This is a genomic window from Streptomyces uncialis (assembly GCF_001905345.1).
Taxonomy (GTDB): Bacteria; Actinomycetota; Actinomycetes; order Streptomycetales; family Streptomycetaceae; genus Streptomyces; species Streptomyces uncialis.
The window spans coordinates 69,034-88,142 of sequence record NZ_LFBV01000012.1 but is presented as its reverse complement, the minus strand read 5'-3'; the positions used below and the strand labels follow the sequence as shown (position 1 = coordinate 88,142).

The following is a 19,109-nucleotide window of genomic DNA, read 5'->3' as shown; positions in this document are numbered from 1 at the left end:
CGGCCATGGCCGACGCCCCTTACCGCGGTACGTACCCGTACGTACCGCTACTGCTGCTGCGGGACGATCACACAGGCGGTCCCGTACGCACAGACCTCGGTACCGACGTCCGACGCCTCGGTCACATCGAAACGGAACATCAGGACCGCGTTGCCGCCCCGCGCGCGGGCCTGCTCGATCAGCCGGTCCATCGCCTGGTTGCGGGTCTCGACCAGTGTCTTGGTCAGGCCCTTCAGCTCGCCGCCGATCATCGACTTCAGCCCCGCGCCGATCTGGCTGCCCAGATGGCGGGAGCGGACGGTGAGCCCGAAGACCTCGCCGATCACCCGTTCCACCCGGTAACCGGGCACGTCGTTCGTCGTCACCACCAGGACGTCCGACTCGGGGTTCATACCGCCGCCGTAGTCTTCGATGCCCACTATTGCCTCCTTTGTGACACTTTCTGTCGTCACCCCATGCTTCGGACTCGTCGCCGTACGGTACAACCTGAGGGGGTCGGCGGAACCAGATACACCTGACCCGCGTTGATAGCTGTGGCGCGCCCGACCGCGAGGTGGAGTCGCGCCACGGCCCGGATCATCCCCGCCCCGCCGTCTTCCCTCACCCTCAGGAGTCCGGAAACCGTGACGACGCTTGCGCTCGGACCGAGCTGGCTGGACCCGAACCATCTGCTCAACGAGTTCGGTGTCTACGGCCTGCTGATCATCGTCTTCGCCGAGTCGGGCCTGCTCATCGGGTTCTTCCTGCCGGGTGACTCCCTGCTGTTCACCACGGGCCTGCTCGTGACCACCGGGCAGCTCACCATGGACCTGTGGCTGGTGTGCGTGCTGATCTGCGTCGCGGCGATCCTGGGCGACCAGGCGGGATATCTGTTCGGCAAGAAGGTGGGCCCCGCGCTCTTCAACCGCCCCGACTCCCGCTTCTTCAAACAGGAGAACGTGCTCAAGGCGCACGACTTCTTCGAGAAGCACGGGCCGAAGTCGCTGGTCCTGGCGCGGTTCGTGCCCATCGTCCGCACGTTCACGCCGATCATCGCGGGCGTCAGCGGGATGCGGTACCGCTCGTTCATCACGTTCAACATCATCGGCGGCATCCTGTGGGGCGCCGGGGTCACCCTGCTGGGCGCGTGGCTCGGGCGGCACGCGCTCGTCCGCGACAACATCGAGGCGATGCTGATCGGGATCGTGCTGCTGTCGATCGTCCCGATCGTCATCGAGTTCGCCCGCGCGCGGGGCCAGTCCAAGAGGGCGGTCGCGGGGGCCCCGGACCCGGACGAGCCCCAGACCCGAGGCCGCCACGCCAAACGCTGACCGCCTTCGCTTGCGCCTTCGAGGTTCCCCCTGTGCTGGGCGTACTTGTTCTCGTGCCCCTGGGTTCCTTGTGCTGGGCGTACTTGTTCCCGCACAGGTCGTTCGTGGGTTTTGCGCAGTTCCCCGCGCCCCTTTGGGGCGCGTCCGGTCGGTTCTTCGGGTCGGTGCCGGTCGGGATTCTCCGTCCTCGATCCGACACGCTCGGTAACACGTCCAGTGGTCCTACTGAAGAGCATCGGAGTCTGCGAGCAGAGATTCCCGCCCACCCCCTCCCGCAGCAGCGCGAGTCCGCGAGGAGGATGGTCCAACCCCGTCCCCGCAGACGGAGAACAGCCCCAGGTGGCGCCCCCAAAGGGGCGCGGGGAACTGCGCAAGAACGAGGGCCGACCCGCACCCGAAGAGCGACCGCAATGGGGCAGCACCTCAGGGGCGCGGGGAACTGCGCAAAACCACCGAGCGACCTGTGCGGGAACAAGTACGCCCAGCACAGGAAACCCAGGGGCGCGGGGAACTGCGCACCCGATGAGCGACGGCGCAGGAACAAGCGCGTCCAGCCGGACAGACCCAGGGGCGCGGGGAACTGCGCAAGGACGAGGGCCGACCCGCACCCCAAGAGCGACCGCAATGGGGCAGCACCTCAGGGGCGCGGGGAACTGCGCGAGCAACCAAGGACCATCCGCAGCCGAACGGGAACCGGAAGGGCGCGGCCTCAGGGGCGCGGGGAACTGCGCACCCGATGAGCGACGGCGCGGGAACAAGCGCGTCCAGCCGGACGGACCCAGGGGCGCGGGGAACTGCGCACCCCACGAGCGACCTGTGCAGGGACGAGTGCGTCCAGCACAGGAAACCCAGGGACGGTGCGCACCCGGCACCCGAGGGGGCGGGGTACGACGCCCACCGGGGGGAACCCGCGTCGCGTAAGGCTCCCTAGAAGCCGCGCGTCCGCTTCGCCGCCCGCCGCCCCCCCGCCCCCGGAACCCGCAGGAACAACCGGGAGATCTCCGACCCGAGGTTCACCCCGATCGCGATCGCCATCGCCAGCGCCGCGGCCTTCGTGAGCGACACCAGCCCCGCGTCCAGCTCGTTCTGGGCGAACCCCAGCAGCCCGAAGTACGTCGCCGAACCGGGCAGCAACGGCCCGATCGCCGCCGTCACGTACGGCAGCGCGGACGCGTACCGGTAGCGGGACATCAACTGGCCGAACAGCCCCACCAGCCCCGCCGCGACAGCGGTGGACGCGACGGGCGACAGCCCGCCGACGTAGTGCATCGCCCCGTACACGACCCAGGCGACCCCGCCGTTGAGGGTCACCGCCAGCACGGTGGAACGTTCCTGCTGCAACAGCACGGCGAACGCGAGCGTCAGCATCATGGACGCCGCGATCTGCCACAGGGGCCGCTCGATCACCAGCAGCGCGGCGTCCGGATTGAGCTTGGCGTCCAGCCGCACCCCGAAGTACAGGATCAGCAGGACCCCGATGACGATGCCCACGAAGAAGTACATGACCTCCAGGAGCCGGGCGGAGGCGGTGATGTAGAAGCCGGTGAGCCCGTCCTGGACCCCGGCGACCAGCGCCCGTCCGGGCAGCAGCGCGAACAGTCCGCCGGTGATCACCGCGGACGCCCGTACGTCCGCGTGGGCCAGCGTGAGCGCCACCCCGATCGCCGCCGGCGGCATCGCGGCCACGATGAACTGGTAGAACTCCGGCAGCCCCCGCCCCGCGCACAGCCACGCCAGCCGGTCGCCCAGCATCGCGCCGACCGCCGCCGCCACGAACACGATCACGTCACCGCCCACCAGCACGGAGGCGGAACCCGCGAGCACGCCGTTGGCGGCGGTCAGGACCCATCCGGGGTACGGATGCCGGTTGCGGCGTATCTCCGCGAGCCGCCGGTACGCCTCCTCCAGGGAGACATCGGTCTGCGGGTCGCTGATGTCGTGGACGAGCCGGAAGACGGCCGCCAGCCGGGTGTAGTCGGTGCCCCGGCGGCGTACCGTCCGGGAGGCCGTCACCGGGTCCTCGACCAGGGACGGCTGATGGGAGATCGACAGCAGGGTGAACGTCACGGTCGGCTCGCAGCGGTCGAGCCCGTACGAGCGGCACACGGCGAACATCGCCGCCTCCACGTCCTCGGCGCCCTCACCGCCCGCGAGCAGCAGCTCCCCGATCCGCAGCGTCAGGTCGAGCACCCGCGGTACCGCGGGCCCCACCTCGTCCTCGTGGCGCTGCGCGTGCTCCGGCGCCGGGCGCTCGGTCACCGACATCCGCAGCATGGTCCGCATCCGGTCCTGCCAGGGCGCCTCCTGCGTCAGCCGGACCAGGGGCGTCCCGGCCGCCGGGGTGAACGCGGGCGGAGCGCTGCGCGCGCTGTAGGTGCGCGGGGCGGAGAACGCCGACCCCTCGGGCTCGGCGGCGGACGGTTCGGGCACCCCCTCGGGCACCGCGAACTCGGACGTCGTCTGGGAGTCCTCCTCGGCGGCCCCGGGCTGCGGATGCACCCCCGTCGGCTGACTGAAGGCGCTGCGCGCCTCGTCCGACACGGGCTTGCCGTCACCGGGACCGGCCGTGTCCGTCACCCCCGCCGGGGTCTTCCGCTCGCTCACCGCACCCCTTCCAGGACGTGCCGTCGTGCCACCTCTCCTGACCCTCACCACACACACGCGCGCGTGGACCGTGCCGCGGACCGTCGTACCCGGACCCCCTACCCGTGATCCGGACACCTACGTCCCCGCACACCACCTACGTACGCACAGATCCCGTCCGCACGCGCGGTGTGCGCGCACACCGGAGCGGGCCGTGCGGACCGGGAACCCCGGACGACGCACGGCCCGCTCCGGGCACCGCGTAATGCCGCGTACCCGCCGCCACTGCGACGGGACGCGGAGCAGCCGTCAGTGGCCGCCCTGCTCCTTCAGACGCTTGTAGGACCGCTCGATCTCGGCCTCGGCATCGGTGCGGCCCACCCAGTTGGCGCCCTCGACGGACTTGCCGGGCTCCAGGTCCTTGTAGACCTCGAAGAAGTGCTGGATCTCCAGGCGGTCGAACTCCGAGACGTGGTGGATGTCCCGCAGGTGCTCCACGCGCGGGTCCGACGCGGGCACGCACAGAAGCTTGTCGTCGCCGCCGGCCTCGTCCGTCATCCGGAACATGCCGATCGCGCGGCAGCGGATCAGACAGCCGGGGAAGGTCGGCTCGTCCAGGATGACGAGCGCGTCCAGCGGGTCGCCGTCCTCACCCAGGGTGTTCTCCACGAAGCCGTAGTCGGCCGGGTAGCTGGTCGACGTGAAGAGTCGACGGTCGAGCCGGATACGACCGGTCTCGTGATCGACCTCGTACTTGTTCCGCGAACCCTTCGGAATCTCGATCGTGACGTCGAACTCCACCGGTGGCTCCTCCATGATCAGCACATGATTGTCGTGACGCTGTGTCCACCGCGAGGGGCCTCCCGGGGGGCGGCTCGTCGCAGACGGCTGCCGCCCGCGGCTCGGTCCGGTCGGCTACCGCCGTACGGCCCCCAGGCCCCGCCCGGATCGTGGTCGGGGCCAGCGGGGTGCCATCCCGCGGCAAGACGCAGTGGTTAAGTGTCCCTCACGCCACAGTGTGATCGCGAAAGGGGCTGGTCGGTCGTGCCGGAGCTGCCGGAGACGAAGCTGTCAGCGCACGTACGGCGGCTCGCCGGCCGCCTCCGGGCGCTGCTCGCCGACCTCCGGACCCAGCGGCCCTCGCAGGTCAAGACGTGGCAGGTCACGACCGGTGCCACCGTGGCCGGACTGGCGATCGCGGCCACCTCCGTGACCCTGGCCGGCCCCTGGGACGGCTCCGGCCAGCGCAGCGCCGAACGCGACCGGGCCGCCGCGCAGCGCACCGAGGGTGGCGCACATCACGCGGGCGCCGAGGGCGGTACGGGGGCGAAGGCGCCCAAGGCCGCCCCGAGCGCCCCGTCCGTGCTCGACGCGCTGGGGGCGCCCGGCGGCACGGCCCCGCTGCCGAAGGGCCCCGCGCTCGACAAGCGACTGGCCCCGCTGCTCGACGGATCACCCGACGGGACCCGGACCGCCGCGGCCGTCGTGGACGCGGCGACCGGCAAGCTCCTGTGGGGCAGGAGCGCCGGTGACGCGCTGACGCCCGCGTCCACCATCAAGGTCGCCACGGCCGTCGCGGCGCTGACGGCCGCGGGCCCCGACCACCGGATCACCACCCGGACCGTCCATGAACCGGCCGGTTCCAAGGGGCCGGGCCGGGTCGTGCTCGTCGGCGGCGGCGACCCGACCCTCACCGCGCGGGCCCGCGCGGGCGGCAACGCCTCCCTGCGGACCCTCGCGGAGCGCACGGCCCGCGCCCTCACGAAGTCCGGCGCGCGCGAGGTGACCCTCGCGTACGACACCTCCCTGTACTCCGGGCCCGCGGTCCACCCGATCGGCCGCAACGACAACATCGCGCGCGTGAGCGCCCTGATGGTCGACGAGGGGCGGCTGGACGACTCCTCCAGCGGCCCCGCGCCTCGTGCCGAGGACCCCGCGAAGGACGCCGCCGCGCGGTTCGCCGATCTGCTCGCCGGGCACGGGGTGAAGGTCAAGGGCTCGCCGGTGGCGGCGAGGGCCGCGAAGGACGCGCTGCCGCTCGCGAAGGTGGCCTCGCCGCCGCTGTCCTCGCTGGTCGAGCGGATGCTCACCAGCAGCGACAACGACATCGCCGAGGCGCTCAACCGGCAGACCGCGCTCGTCTCCGGGCGGCCCGCGAGCTTCGGTGGCGGCGGCGCGGCCGTCAAGACCCAGCTCGGCAAGCTCCGGATGCCCCTCGGCGGCACCCGCTTCACCGACGGCAGCGGCCTCGACCGCGGCAACCGGCTGACGCCCGAGCTGCTCACCTCGCTGCTCGCGCGGGCCGCGCAGCCCGAACGCCCCGAGCTGCGTACGGCGCTGACGGGGCTGCCGGTCGCCGGGTTCACCGGCACCCTGAGAAATCGTTACTCCTCCGGGCCCGACGCGGGCGGTACGGGGCTCGTACGGGCCAAGACGGGCACGCTCACGGGTGTCCACACCCTGGCGGGCACGGTCGTCGACCGTGACGGCCGGCTGCTCGCCTTCACCTTCATGACGGACGGGCCCGCGACCGATCCCACCGCGACGCAGTCCCGGCTGGACCGGATGGCCACGAGTCTCACGACCTGCGGCTGCTGACCGCCTTCGCTTGCGCCTCCGAGGTTCCCCCTGTGCTGGGCGCACTCCGTTCCTGTGCCGTCGCTCGTGGGTGCGCAGTTCCCCGCGCCCCTGGGTGCTGCCCCTGTCCGTCGTTCTTCGGGTGCGGCCCGGTCCTCGTCCTGCGCAGTTCCCCGCGCCCCTTTGGGGCGCGTCCGGCTTGTTCTTCGGGTCGGTGCCGGTCGGGATTCTCCGTCCTCGATCCGACACGCTCGGTACGACGTACCCGTACCCGACTGAAGAGCATCGGAGTCTGCGAGCAGAGATTCCCGCCCACCCCCTCCCGCAGCCGGGCGCCTGCGAGAGGAGGGGGTATGAACCCCGGCCGGGCTGATGCCAGCCCGCAGGCTGACCGGCAGCCTCAGGTGGGCGCCCCAAAGGGGCGCGGGGAACTGCGCAAGAACGAGGGCAGACCCGCACCCGAAGAACGACGGACGGGGGCAGCACCTCAGGGGCGCGGGGAACCGCGCGAGAACGAGGGCGGCCCGCACCCGGAGAGCGACCGTTAGGGGGCAGCACCTCAGGGGCGCGGGGAACTGCGCACCCCCGGACGTACCCGCGCGGGGACAAGTGCGTCCAGGTGGGGAACCCCAGGGGCGCGGGGAACTGCGCGAGAACGAGGGCGGCCCGCACCCGAAGAACGACGGACAGGGGCAGCACCTCAGGGGCGCGGGGAACTGCGCACCCCTGGACGTACCCGCGCGGGGACAGGTGCGTCCAGGTGGGGAACCCCAGGGGCGCGGGGAACTGCGCAGCCACCGAGCGACGGCACGGGACAAGTGCGTCCAGCACAGGGAACCTCGGAGGCGCGAGCGAAGGCGACCCGTACTGACTCGGACGCCCCACGCAGCGGTCCCGTACCGTTGACGCCATGACGAGCATCGGTGGTGCGGAGATGGTCGACTGGAATCTCGCGGTGGCGACCGCGACCCGACTGGTGAGGCCGGGCCCCGAGGTGAGCCGCGACGAGGCCCGGGCCATCGTCGCGGAACTGCGCAGGCACGCCAAGGCGTCCGAGGAACACGTACGCGCGTACACCCGCATGGGCGGCCCGGACACCCACGACACGCCGGTGCTGGTCGTGGACCGCCCCGGCTGGGTCCGCGCCAACGTCGCGGGCTTCCGGGCGATCCTGGCGCCCCTGCTGGAGAAGATGCAGGAACGCCGCAGCGGCGGCCCGGGCGGCGCGGTCCTGGGCGCGGTCGGCGGCAAGGTCACCGGTGTGGAACTGGGCATGCTGCTGTCGTTCCTGTCCTCACGGGTCCTCGGCCAGTACGAGACGTTCGCCCCGGCGACCAGGGACCTCCCGGCGGGCGCGAACGGCGGTGGGCGGCTCCTCCTGGTGGCCCCGAACATCGTCCACGTCGAGCGGGAACTGGATGTGAACCCGCATGACTTCCGGCTCTGGGTCACCCTCCACGAGGAGACCCACCGGACCCAGTTCACCGCCGTGCCCTGGCTGCGGGACCATCTGGAGGGCGAGATCCAGACGTTCCTCGCGGAGACCGACGTCGACCCGATGACGTTCCTCGAACGCATCCGCGAGGCCGCGCAGTCGCTCGCCGGAGGGCGCCCGGAGGGCGAGGACGACGACGGCGGCCGCTCCCTGGTCGAACTCGTGCAGACCCCCGCCCAGCGGGAGATCCTGGGCCGTCTCACCGCCGTGATGTCGCTGCTCGAAGGGCACGCCGACCACGTCATGGACGGGGTGGGCCCGGCCGTGGTGCCGTCGGTCGCGGAGATCCGCGAGAAGTTCCAGCAGCGGCGCGCGCAGGGCGCGTCCCGCCTCGACCAGGCACTGCGCAAGCTCCTCGGGCTGGACGCCAAAATGCGCCAGTACCGCGACGGCGAACGCTTCGTCCGCGCGGTCGTCAACGAGGTCGGTATGGATGGATTCAACCGGGTATGGACCTCGCCCAACACCCTCCCGACGAAGGCGGAGATCGGCAAACCGGCGGACTGGGTCGCGCGGGTGCACCGTAAGGCAGAGTCGTGAGCCCGGGGCAGCCGAGGGCAGAAGAACGCCCCCGCAATCACCCGTCCGAGGGACCGTGAGCCCCTGACAGGCGTGCGATGCTCGGGGAACGGCTCGGCTCTGTCACCATCGACACACTCTGAGTGACCACAGGCGGTGCGACAGCGGCCCGCCCCGGTCGCCCGGCGGACGATCGAGAGCACGATCACTGACGCGCGGTCAGTCGTCGGCGACCCCACCGGGGCCACCGGCGGCGGCCACCGCCAGGGATCACCGACAGCCCCGAGCCACACCCCCCGAACTTCACGAAGGGCACCGGACATGGGTCCCCATCCAGCGGTCGCGGCGATACGCCTGGCGGTTCGCCGCGTACTCCACGACCTCCTCACCGAACACGACCTGCGCGCCCCCGCCGAAGACCGCCCCGCCCCCGTCACCCCCCTGAACGGGAGCCAGGCGGCCACCGCGCCCGCGCCCCGTACGGACACCACCCCCCGGGACCGTACGAGCGCCCCCATGAGCCGTGCCGGCACCGGCGCCCGACCAGGGGCCCGGAGCGCCCGGCGCGCGCCCGGCGCGTCCCTGCTGGACGACGACCCGCTCGCCCCCCTCGTACTCGTCGCCTGCTCCGGCGGCGCCGACTCCATGGCGCTCGCCTCCGCGCTCGCCTTCGAAGCCCCCAAGCTCGGCATCCGCGCCGGGGCCGTCACCGTCGACCACGGTCTCCAGCCCGGCTCCGACCAGCGCGCGGCGGAGGTCGCGGCCCGGCTCACCGGCCTCGGCCTCGGACCCGTGGACGCCGTCGGCGTCACCGTCGGCCGCGGCGGGGGCCCCGAGGCCGCCGCCCGTGACGCCCGGTACGCCGCGCTGGACGCCGCCGCCGAACGCCACGGCGCCACCGCCGTCCTGCTCGGCCACACCCGCGACGACCAGGCCGAGACCGTGCTCCTCGGCCTCGCGCGCGGTTCGGGCATCCGCTCCCTGTCCGGGATGGCCGCGGTCTCGGGCGCCGGTGGCCGCTACCGGCGGCCCTTCCTCCACCTCGACCGGCAGACCGCCCGCAAGGCGTGCCTCGTCCAGCACCTCCCGGTCTGGGACGACCCGCACAACGCCGACCCCGCCTACACCAGGTCCCGGCTGCGCCACGAGGGCCTGCCCGCCCTGGAGAAGGCGCTCGGCAAGGGCGTCGTGGAAGCACTCGCCCGGACGGCCCAACTCTCCCGTGACGACGCCGACGCGCTGGACACCTGGGCCGCCCAGGCGGAGAGCGCCGTACGCGACCCGGCCGGGCTCCTGGAGTGCGCCAAGCTGTACGCGCTCCCGCCGGCCGTACGGCGCCGGGTGCTGCGCCGCGCGGCCATCGACGCGGGCGCTCCCGCGGGTTCGCTGTTCGCCCGGCACATCGAGGAGATCGACCGGTTGATCACGGGATGGCGGGGTCAGGGAGCCATCAATCTCCCCGGCCGGGTCGTCGCCCAGCGCCAGGGTGGCAGACTGGTGATCCGGCAAAGCTGAGACGGGCCCCGCGCACGGCGGCCCGGAACCGGCCCGGACGACCGAAAGTGATGCGGGTGGACGCGAAAGACATGGGCACCGACCTACAGTCGGTGCTCATCACCAAGGAAGAGATCGACGCGAAGCTGGCGGAGCTGGCCGCGAAGATCGACGCGGAGTACGCGGGCAAGGACGTGCTCATCGTCGGTGTGCTCAAGGGCGCCGTGATGGTGATGGCGGACCTGGCGCGTGCGGTGTCCACCCCCGTCACGATGGACTGGATGGCGGTGTCCTCGTACGGCGCGGGCACCCAGTCGTCCGGCGTGGTCCGCATCCTCAAGGACCTCGACACCGACATCAAGGGCAAGCACGTCCTGATCGTCGAGGACATCATCGACTCCGGGCTCACCCTGTCCTGGCTGATCTCCAACCTCGGCTCCCGCGAGCCCGCGTCCCTCAAGGTGTGCACACTGCTGCGCAAGCCCGAGGCCGCGAAGGTCGCGATCGACGTGGAGTGGGTCGGCTTCGACATCCCCAACGAGTTCGTCGTCGGCTACGGCCTCGACTACGCGGAGAAGTACCGCAACCTGCCGTTCGTGGGTACGCTCGCGCCCCACGTGTACGGCGGCTGAGCCGACCGGGCCACGCGGACCCGGGTTCCGGGAACCCTTTCGGGACTCCCGCCGTTGGAGCATTCGGAGGCGGGATTGCCACGGGATTGGCAGTAGCACCCTGCGGCTTCGGGTGACAATGCTGGGGTACCGTCCGAAGAACAGTCTTTATCAAACTCACTATGGCAGGAGGGACGGGGCGGCATCGCTCCGTATGGATGGACGTGAAGCGATACTTCCGTGGGCCGGTCATGTGGATCGTGCTGGCCGTCCTTGCCGTGGTCGTGTTGATGCAGGTCGTCGGTTCGTCCGGTGGCCACAAGACGGTGGACACCGGCCAGGTCGTCCAGGCGATCAATAACAACCAGGTGGAGTCGGCCCAGCTCACCACTGGCAATTCCCAGACGATCAAGATCAAGCTCAAGGACGGCCAGAAGGTCGAGGGCCAGAGCAAGGTCCAGGCGAGCTACATCGGCGACCAGGGCGCCGACCTCGCCGCGGACCTCCAGGCCAAGTACCAGGACAAGCAGATCCCCGAGGGCTACACCGTCTCGCCCTCGAAGGACAACCCGTTCCTCGGCATCCTGCTGTCCCTCCTGCCCTTCGTCCTCATCGTCGTCGTCTTCCTGTTCCTGATGAATCAGATGCAGGGCGGTGGCTCCCGGGTGATGAACTTCGGGAAGTCCAAGGCCAAGCTCATCACCAAGGACACCCCGAAGACGACGTTCGCCGATGTGGCGGGGTCCGACGAGGCCGTCGAGGAGCTCCACGAGATCAAGGAGTTCCTCCAGGAGCCGGCGAAGTTCCAGGCCGTCGGCGCCAAGATCCCCAAGGGCGTCCTGCTCTACGGGCCGCCCGGTACGGGCAAGACGCTCCTCGCGCGCGCCGTCGCCGGTGAGGCCGGGGTGCCGTTCTACTCGATCTCGGGTTCCGACTTCGTCGAGATGTTCGTCGGTGTCGGTGCCTCCCGGGTGCGTGACCTCTTCGAGCAGGCCAAGGCGAACGCCCCGGCGATCGTCTTCGTCGACGAGATCGACGCCGTCGGCCGTCACCGCGGTGCCGGTCTCGGCGGTGGTCACGACGAGCGCGAGCAGACGCTGAACCAGCTCCTGGTGGAGATGGACGGCTTCGACGTGAAGGGCGGGGTCATCCTGATCGCCGCCACCAACCGGCCCGACATCCTGGACCCGGCGCTGCTGCGACCGGGCCGGTTCGACCGGCAGATCGCCGTGGACCGTCCGGACATGGTGGGCCGTCTGGAGATCCTCAAGGTCCACCAGAAGGGCAAGCCGGTCGCCCCGGACGTCGATCTGTCGGCGGTCGCCCGCCGTACCCCGGGCTTCACCGGTGCGGACCTGAGCAACGTCCTCAACGAGGCCGCCCTGCTCACCGCCCGCAGCGACAAGAAGCTGATCGACAACCACAGCCTCGAAGAGGCCATCGACCGTGTGGTGGCGGGCCCGCAGAAGCGGACCCGGATCATGTCGGACAAGGAGAAGAAGATCACCGCGTACCACGAGGGCGGACACGCCCTGGTCGCGGCGGCTTCACCGAACTCCGACCCGGTGCACAAGATCACCATCCTGTCCCGGGGCCGGGCGCTGGGCTACACCATGGTCCTGCCCGAGGAGGACAAGTACTCCACCACGCGTAACGAGATGCTCGACCAGCTCGCGTACATGCTGGGCGGGCGCGCGGCGGAGGAACTGGTCTTCCACGACCCGACGACCGGTGCGGCCAACGACATCGAGAAGGCCACGACCACCGCTCGCGCGATGGTCACGCAGTACGGCATGACCGAGCGTCTGGGCGCGATCAAGTTCGGCGGCGACAACACCGAACCCTTCCTGGGCCGGGAGATGGGCCACCAGCGCGACTACTCGGAAGAGGTCGCCGCGCTCGTGGACGAAGAGGTCAAGAAGCTCATCGAGAACGCGCACAACGAAGCGTGGGAGATCCTCGTCGAGAACCGCGACGTTCTCGACAGCCTGGTTCTCCAGCTTCTGGAGCGGGAGACGCTGGGCAAGGAGGAGATCGCCGAGATCTTCACCCACATCATCAAGCGTCCGGCCCGCCCGGCCTGGACGGGCTCGTCGCGGCGTACGCCGTCGACCCGTCCGCCGGTCCTCTCGCCGAAGGAGTTGTCCCTGACGAACGGCGCCGGCGGCGCCGCCCCGTCACTGACGACCGGCAAGCCCGATGTGACCCCGGTCTCCCCGACCGAGGCCCCGTCGCCGCAGGAGGACAACCGGCCGGAGAGCTGACACCGCCGCTGACGTGGCCGTGCGCCGGGGAGACCCCCTGGTGAGGCCCGTCGGCCGATGATCGGCACGGAATGGATGCCGCGCCCCCCTAGTTAGTCTTGGGGGGTGCGGCATTTCCGTGTGCCCGCCAGGTACCGGCTGTACAGCTGAGGAACGAGGCAGACCATGACCGACCCCGTGACGCTGGGCGGCGAGCGCACGATAGGCGAGTTCGACGAGAAGCGCGCCGAGAACGCGATCAGGGAGCTGCTGTTCGCGATCGGGGAGGACCCGGACCGCGAGGGTCTGCTGGACACCCCGGCGCGGGTCGCGCGCGCGTACCGGGAGATCCTGGCGGGACTCTGGCAGCAGCCGGAGGACGTCCTGACGACGACGTTCGACATCGGGCACGACGAGATGGTCCTGGTGAAGGACATCGAGATCGTCAGCCTCTGCGAGCACCATCTGCTGCCGTTCCACGGGGTCGCCCATGTGGGGTACATCCCCGCGGAGTCCGGCAAGATCACGGGGCTGTCGAAGCTGGCGCGGCTGGTCGAGGTGTTCGCCCGCCGGCCCCAGGTGCAGGAGCGGCTCACCACCCAGGTGGCGGATTCGCTGATGCGGATACTGGAGGCCAGGGGCGCGATCGTGGTGATCGAGGCCGAGCACATGTGCATGTCCGTGCGGGGTATCCGCAAGCCCGGCGCGAAGACGACGACCTCCGCGGTACGGGGTCAGCTGCGCGACTCCACGACCCGCGCGGAGGCGATGAGCCTGATCCTGGCCCGGTAGTCCGCCCGCCCGTCCGTCCGTCGCCGGGTCGCCTTCTCCCGCGCCCCGAGGTCTGTCCGGCTGGGCGTACTTGTTCCCGTGCGGGCCGTTCGTGGGTGCGCAGTTCCCCGCGGGTCGCCTTCGCTTGCGCTTCCCAGGTCTGTCCGGCTGGACGTACCTGTCCCTGTGCGGGTACGTCCGGGGGTGCGCAGTTCCCCGCGCCCCTGGGGTTCCACACCTGGGCGTACTTGTTCCCGTGCGGGTCGTCCGTGGGTGCGCAGTTCCCCGTGCCCCTGGGTGGTGCCCCCTTGCGGTCGCTGTTCGGGTGCGGGTCGCCCTCGTTTTCGCGCAGTTCCCCGCGCCCCTTTGGGGGCGCCACCTGGGGCTGTTCTCCGTCTGCGGGGACGGGGTTGGACCATCCTCCTCTCGCAGGCGCTCGGCTGCGGGAGGGGGTGGGCGGGAATCTCTGCTCGCAGACTCCGATGCTCTTCAGTCGGACCACTGGACGTGTTACCGAGCGTGTCGGATCGAGGACGGAGAATCCCGACCGGCACCGACCCGAAGAACCGACAGAACGCGCCCCAAAGGGGCGCGGGGAACTGCGCACCCCACGAGCGACGGCACAGGAACGGAGTACGCCCCGCCGGACGGACCTGGGAAGCGCAAGCGAAGGCGACCCGCGGGGAACTGCGCGAAACCACCGAGCGACGGCACAGGAACGAAGTGCGCCCAGCACAGGGGGAACCTCGAAGGCGCAAGCGAAGGCGTCACGCCGGGTGGGTGCCCGGAGGGTGCGGTGTGTCGTCGTCCTCGGGGAGACGGCACACCCGCTCCAGGAACAGCGCGGCAGCTATGACCAGCAGCCCCGCCACGACCGAGAAGCCCGCGTAGACGGCCTGGTCCCGACGGGCGGGCACATCGAGGGAGCCCAGCAGGAACGCCCCCACACCCCCGTAGAGCCCCGCGATCATCGCCGCGACCAGCGCACTCGCCTGCCCGAAGACCAGCGCGCGGGCGGCCATCAGCGGATCGACGCCCTTCGCCCCCGGCTGCCGCTCCCGCTGCGCGCGCAACCGCGCCCGCAGCGACAGCGCCGTGGCGACCAGGACGGCGGCGATCACGGCGAGCACGATGGGCGCGGCGAGCGGGACACCGGGCAGGGTGCCGACCGAGTCCCACAGCCGGGCTCCCGCCCAGGACACCACTCCGGCTCCGAGGAAGAGGCCGAGCAGGGTCCTGATGCGCAGCTGGTTCACGTCGTCCCTTCTGTCCCGGTCGGAGCCGGTGGTGTGCGGCTCGGGGCCGGGGTGTCCCGGTCGGTGGCGTTGATGCCCTCGCCCGACCTTAACGACTACTCGGGCAGCCGGAGTTCCAGGTCGGGCCGTGTGGTGACACCTTCCCGGGTGACTCCGGCGAGGAGATCGCCGACCGCGCCGTGTCCGGGGAGCTCGGCGCCGGGGTCGATGTCGGCCCACGGGGCCAGCACGAAGGCGCGTTCATGGGCGCGGGGGTGGGGGAGCGTCAGCACCGGGTCGTCCGAGGTCACATCGGCGTAGGCGACGATGTCGACGTCGAGGGTGCGCGGGCCCCAGCGCTCGTCCCGTACCCGTTCGAACGCCTCCTCGACAGCCTGCGCGCGTTCCAGCAGCGAGCCGGGCGGGAGGGTGGTGCGGATCAGGACGACGGCGTTGAAGTACGAGGGCTGGCTGCCCGGGTCGACGCCCCAGGGCTCGGTCTCGTAGACCGGGGAGACGGCCTTCACCCGCAGTCCGGGGGTGTCCTCCAGCGCGTCCACGGCTCCCTGGAGGGTCTCCAGCCGGTTGCCGAGGTTGCTGCCGAGGGACAGTATGGCGCTGCGGGGGTTGCTGAGGGTGGTGTCGGCGGCGTCCACCTGGGCCACCACGGAGGCGGGGACCGGCTGCACGGTGGGGTCGCTCTGCCCGCCGGGGTGGGTGTTCATGCGCGGCTCCGGGTGATGGTGACGGTCACGTCGTCGAAGGGCACGGTGATGGGCGCGTCCGGTTTGTGGACGCACACCTCGACCTCGTGGACGCCGTCGTGCCGCAGGCAGATCGTGGCGATGCGCTCGGCGAGCGTCTCGATGAGGTTGACGGGCTCGCCCTCGACGACGGCCACGACCTCCTCGGCGACGATGCCGTAGTGCACGGTCTTCGCCAGGTCGTCGTCGGCCGCCGCGGGACGGGTGTCGATGCCGAGGGTCAGATCCACGATGAAGGTCTGGCCCTCCTCGCGTTCCCTGGGGAACACCCCGTGGTGTCCGCGGGCCTTCAGGCCGCGCAGCGCGACACGATCCACGTACCTCACTCCTGCCGTCGTCGTTGTGGGAGGCCGCCCCCGGGTGCGCTCGGGCGCCGGCCTCGATCGAGGCTACCCGTGCCCACCGACAGGGCCCGTCCGAGGGTGCGGGCCCGCGGGGCGGTCAGAGGCCCGGGGCCTCGGTGTCCTCGTCGGAGTCGTCCTCGCTCTCGGCGAGGACGGGGGACGCGTGGTGCGACCAGAGCTTCCAGCCGTCGGAGGTGCGGCGGAACACGTTCGTGGCGACGACCAGCTGTCCGACCAGGGGGCCCAGTTCCTCGCCGCCCTCGGGGGCCGGGCCGCCGCTGAGGATGTTCTCGGTGCAGGTGACCAGGGCGGTGCCGGCGGAGACGGACATATGGACATCGGTCAGGAAGAACTGGATGTAGTCGGTGTTCGCCATGATCAGCGCGTACGACCTGAGGACCTCGCCGCGGCCCGTGAGCGGCGGCCAGCCCGGATGCACGCAGGAGATCTCGGGCGCCGACCCGGGGGTGGTGCCGGGGAGGTCACCGGCGTTCAGCCAGAGGTCGGAGAGGGTGTCGAAGTCGCCCTGCTCCAGTGCTTCGTAGAAGGCCGTGTTGGCACGCTCGACCTCTTCGAGGTCGGTGCCGGGCGTACCGGGTGCGGTCACCGGGCGCCCTCGACGGCGCGGGCGACGCGTACGGCGTCGGCGGTGGCGCGCACCTCGTGGACCCGGACGGCCCAGGCGCCGCTGTGGGCGGCGATCGCGGAGACGGCGGCGGTGGCGGCGTCCCGTTCGCGGGCGGGCGGCGGGGCGCCCTCCGGGCCCGCGAGGACCCGGCCCAGGAACCGCTTGCGGGAGGCGGCGACCAGGACGGGGTGGCCGAGGGCGCGCAGCCGCTCCAGGCGGGCGAGCAGGGCCAGGTCGTGGTCCACGTCCTTGGAGAAGCCGAGGCCGGGGTCGACGACTATCCGGTCGGGCGCGACCCCGCCCGCGATGACGGCCTCCACGCGCGCGTGCAGCTCGTCGACGACCTCCTTGACGACATCGGCGTAGACGCCCTGGATACGGGGGCCCTCCAGGAAGCCGCGCCAGTGCATCACCACGAAGGGGGCGCCCGCGGCGGCCACCACCGGGATCATGTCGGGGTCGGCGAGCCCTCCGCTGACGTCGTTGACAAGTACGGCGCCGGCCGCGAGCGACCGCTCGGCCACGGAGGCGCGCATGGTGTCCACGGACACCTTGGCCCCCTCCGCCGACAGACCGCGCACCACGGGGACGACCCGGCGCAGTTCCTCCGACTCGTCGACCCGGCTGGCACCGGGGCGGGTGGACTCACCGCCGACGTCGACGAGGTCGGCGCCCTGGTTCACGAGGTCGAGGCCGTGTTTGACCGCGGCGGTGGTGTCGAACCACCGGCCGCCGTCGGAGAAGGAGTCCGGGGTCACGTTGACGACGCCCATGACCCCGCAGCGGTCCCACTCGGGCAGTCCGTCGACCCGTCCGCGATCCTGGAGGCGATTCATGCTTTCCAGCCTAGGCCCGCGCGCGGGGTGCTGTTCTCCCGGTTCCCCCCGGGTCCTGCCTGCGACTCCATGGTCGCGTGCGACCCGTGCGTGGTGCCGCCCGGCGGGTCGGTGGTTCCGCCCGGCCGTCAGTGGTTCCCATCGGCGGCCCGTGGCTCCGCCTGGGGGCCAGTGGGTTCCGCCGGGCACCCTGGTCACGGCGGGATTCCGCCCCGGCACCCGGTCGCGCCGGGGCGGGACGGGGGGCACGCGCGCGGGACGTCGAACCGGGGCACGCGCGCGGGGGACGTGCCCCGGCTCGTCCGGGCACCCCGTTCCGGGGTGTGTGCGCCGTGTCACGCCCCGGCGGTGGCGGTGCCCGGGTCCGGGCCGGGTCCCCGGCGGGTACGGCGGCGTGGGGCGCGCCCCACGCGCGCGGGGCGACGCGCTGTCCGGTCCGCGTCTGCGGGTACGTGTCCGGGGGGCGGGCGGTCCCCGGGGGCCGTCGCCTCGTCGGGGGCCTGGGGGGCGAGGCCGGTCTCCCGGGTCCAGACCTCGGCGCCGGCCGGGGAGCAGCCGGTGACGGCGGGTGTCCAGGAGCGGGCCCTGGCCACGTCCATGAAGCGTTCGATGGCGCCGGGCCACGCCTCCGCGGCGCCCACCGGGTCGCCGTCCGCGATCATCACCCCGCGCACCACCCGGTAGCGGACGGCGGCCCGGCCGCTCGGGGAGAACACCACGCGGTGGTCCCGCCGGGTCCCCGGCCGGTCGAGCGGGCCCCGGCCGCCGTGCGGGTCGAGCAGGGCCCGCAGACGGTCCTCGTCGTCGGCGGTGGGCCGGGTGTCGGGCCCGCCGGGGCGCAGCGCCAGATGGACCGTGGTGACGCCCGTCAGCAGGCCCAGGGAGCCCAGACAGACGGCGACCGTCCATGCGGCGCTCCCCGTGTGGTCGAGGGGCCCCTCGACGCCCAGGAGCCCGTACAGGACGTGGGTCAGGCGGGCGGCGACGCTGGGGGCGCCGTCCATGCGGTCGGCGTGGGCGCCGACCAGGAGGAGGCCGAGGAGGATCGAGCCGGACCCCAGGAGGACGAAGTTCTTGAGCGCCCGCCAGCGGCTGCGCCGGTCCGGCGGGGCGGTGAAGCGGGCCCGGTGGCGCAGCAGCAGCGCGAGCAGCGCCAGGGGGACCAGCGTCCCGAACACGGAGTGGCGGTGCGCGAACTGCGCGGCGGCGCCCAGGGGCAGCAGTACCAGGGCGGCCCGCCAGGACCGGCGTTCGCCGCGGCGCAGTCCTCGGGCGAGCAGCAGGGTCAGTACGCCCGCGTTCAGCGCCAGGGCCGTGGCCAAGGACACGACGGGGTCGGGCCGTGCCCCGGCGGCGGGGGCCCGGGGTCCGCCTGACGGGCCGCCGGGCAGGACACCGGTCAAGGCGCCCGGCAGTACGCCGGGCAGGACGATCGGGGCGATGCCCAGCAGACCGGCGCACACGGCCGTCCACGCGGCCGTCGTGCCCACGGACCCGCGCGTGGGACGCGGTTCCCGCCCGTCGGGCCGGAGCCCGTCCGGGGTGGTGCCGTAGGCGTCGATGAGCATCGCATCACACAGTTCCGCGAGAGGTCCTTGGGCGTGGTGCCGCATCCGGTGTCCCGTGGTGCGGCGCTCTCTAGGACGGATGGTTCAGGAGCCCGGTTCACTTCGCGGTGGCCCGAGGGCGGGCGGGAGCC

At 72.0% G+C, this 19,109-nt stretch carries 16 protein-coding genes; 7 read left to right on the top strand and 9 right to left on the bottom strand.

The window, feature by feature from the left end; genetic code table 11:
• Nucleotides 1–47: 47 nt before the first annotated feature.
• Nucleotides 48–419, bottom strand: coding sequence for a YbjQ family protein (locus AB852_RS35595; RefSeq protein WP_073795322.1), 372 nt, complete (start codon nt 417–419; stop codon nt 48–50).
• A gap of 204 nt (nt 420–623) precedes the next feature.
• Between AB852_RS35595 and AB852_RS35590 the strand changes: the two genes are divergently transcribed.
• The gene (locus AB852_RS35590; RefSeq protein ID WP_073795319.1) at nt 624–1,310 is read left to right on the top strand and encodes a DedA family protein; all 687 of its coding nucleotides are present in this window, start codon (nt 624–626) and stop codon (nt 1,308–1,310) included.
• Nucleotides 1,311–2,237: 927 nt separating this feature from the next.
• On the opposite strand, the gene AB852_RS35585 is transcribed toward AB852_RS35590, so the two are convergent.
• Together AB852_RS35585 and AB852_RS35580 are read right to left on the bottom strand one after the other, a co-directional pair.
• On the bottom strand, nt 2,238–3,914 hold the full coding sequence (locus AB852_RS35585; protein ID WP_178391206.1) for a threonine/serine exporter family protein: 1,677 nt from the start codon (nt 3,912–3,914) through the stop codon (nt 2,238–2,240).
• Nucleotides 3,915–4,202: 288 nt separating this feature from the next.
• Entirely contained in the window at nt 4,203–4,694 is a 492-nt protein-coding gene (locus AB852_RS35580; protein ID WP_073795593.1) for an inorganic diphosphatase, read from the bottom strand.
• A 243-nt stretch (nt 4,695–4,937) separates the two neighbouring features.
• On the opposite strand from AB852_RS35580, the gene dacB reads away from it, so the two are divergent.
• From dacB to folE, 6 genes are all read left to right on the top strand, one after another.
• The gene (dacB, locus tag AB852_RS35575) at nt 4,938–6,491 is read left to right on the top strand and encodes a D-alanyl-D-alanine carboxypeptidase/D-alanyl-D-alanine endopeptidase (protein ID WP_425444209.1); all 1,554 of its coding nucleotides are present in this window, start codon (nt 4,938–4,940) and stop codon (nt 6,489–6,491) included.
• Nucleotides 6,492–7,380: 889 nt separating this feature from the next.
• Nucleotides 7,381–8,505 (top strand): zinc-dependent metalloprotease, encoded by a 1,125-nt coding sequence (locus AB852_RS35570; protein ID WP_073795317.1) that lies wholly within the window; start codon nt 7,381–7,383, stop codon nt 8,503–8,505.
• A 300-nt stretch (nt 8,506–8,805) separates the two neighbouring features.
• Nucleotides 8,806–9,999 carry a tRNA lysidine(34) synthetase TilS gene (gene tilS, locus AB852_RS35565; RefSeq protein ID WP_073795315.1) on the top strand — a complete coding sequence of 398 codons (1,194 nt, stop codon included), beginning with the start codon at nt 8,806–8,808 and terminating at the stop codon, nt 9,997–9,999.
• A 50-nt stretch (nt 10,000–10,049) separates the two neighbouring features.
• A complete protein-coding gene (gene hpt, locus AB852_RS35560) occupies nt 10,050–10,610 on the top strand; it encodes a hypoxanthine phosphoribosyltransferase (protein ID WP_073795312.1) in 561 nt (186 codons plus the stop codon).
• A gap of 197 nt (nt 10,611–10,807) precedes the next feature.
• Nucleotides 10,808–12,853 carry an ATP-dependent zinc metalloprotease FtsH gene (gene ftsH / locus AB852_RS35555; protein ID WP_073795310.1) on the top strand — a complete coding sequence of 682 codons (2,046 nt, stop codon included), beginning with the start codon at nt 10,808–10,810 and terminating at the stop codon, nt 12,851–12,853.
• A 165-nt stretch (nt 12,854–13,018) separates the two neighbouring features.
• The gene (gene folE, locus AB852_RS35550) at nt 13,019–13,624 is read left to right on the top strand and encodes a GTP cyclohydrolase I FolE (RefSeq protein ID WP_073795307.1); all 606 of its coding nucleotides are present in this window, start codon (nt 13,019–13,021) and stop codon (nt 13,622–13,624) included.
• A gap of 746 nt (nt 13,625–14,370) precedes the next feature.
• On the opposite strand, the gene AB852_RS35545 is transcribed toward folE, so the two are convergent.
• The 6 genes from AB852_RS35545 to AB852_RS35520 all read right to left on the bottom strand — a co-directional run bounded on the left by AB852_RS35545 (nt 14,371) and on the right by AB852_RS35520 (nt 18,978).
• Complete coding sequence (locus AB852_RS35545) at nt 14,371–14,859, bottom strand: DUF3180 domain-containing protein (RefSeq protein ID WP_073795305.1); 489 nt, start codon at nt 14,857–14,859, stop codon at nt 14,371–14,373.
• Nucleotides 14,860–14,954: 95 nt separating this feature from the next.
• Nucleotides 14,955–15,563 carry a 2-amino-4-hydroxy-6-hydroxymethyldihydropteridine diphosphokinase gene (folK, locus tag AB852_RS35540; RefSeq protein ID WP_073795303.1) on the bottom strand — a complete coding sequence of 203 codons (609 nt, stop codon included), beginning with the start codon at nt 15,561–15,563 and terminating at the stop codon, nt 14,955–14,957.
• Nucleotides 15,560–15,919 (bottom strand): dihydroneopterin aldolase, encoded by a 360-nt coding sequence (gene folB / locus AB852_RS35535; RefSeq protein WP_073795301.1) that lies wholly within the window; start codon nt 15,917–15,919, stop codon nt 15,560–15,562. Before folB ends, folK begins: the two co-directional genes overlap by 4 nt.
• Nucleotides 15,920–16,043: 124 nt before the next feature.
• The gene (locus AB852_RS35530) at nt 16,044–16,553 is read right to left on the bottom strand and encodes a nuclear transport factor 2 family protein (protein ID WP_073795298.1); all 510 of its coding nucleotides are present in this window, start codon (nt 16,551–16,553) and stop codon (nt 16,044–16,046) included.
• Entirely contained in the window at nt 16,550–17,410 is an 861-nt protein-coding gene (folP, locus tag AB852_RS35525; protein WP_073795296.1) for a dihydropteroate synthase, read from the bottom strand. Before folP ends, AB852_RS35530 begins: the two co-directional genes overlap by 4 nt.
• 335 nt (nt 17,411–17,745) lie before the next feature.
• Nucleotides 17,746–18,978, bottom strand: a complete 1,233-nt coding sequence (locus AB852_RS35520; protein ID WP_073795294.1) for a phosphatidylglycerol lysyltransferase domain-containing protein — start codon at nt 18,976–18,978, stop codon at nt 17,746–17,748.
• Nucleotides 18,979–19,109 lie beyond the last annotated feature (131 nt).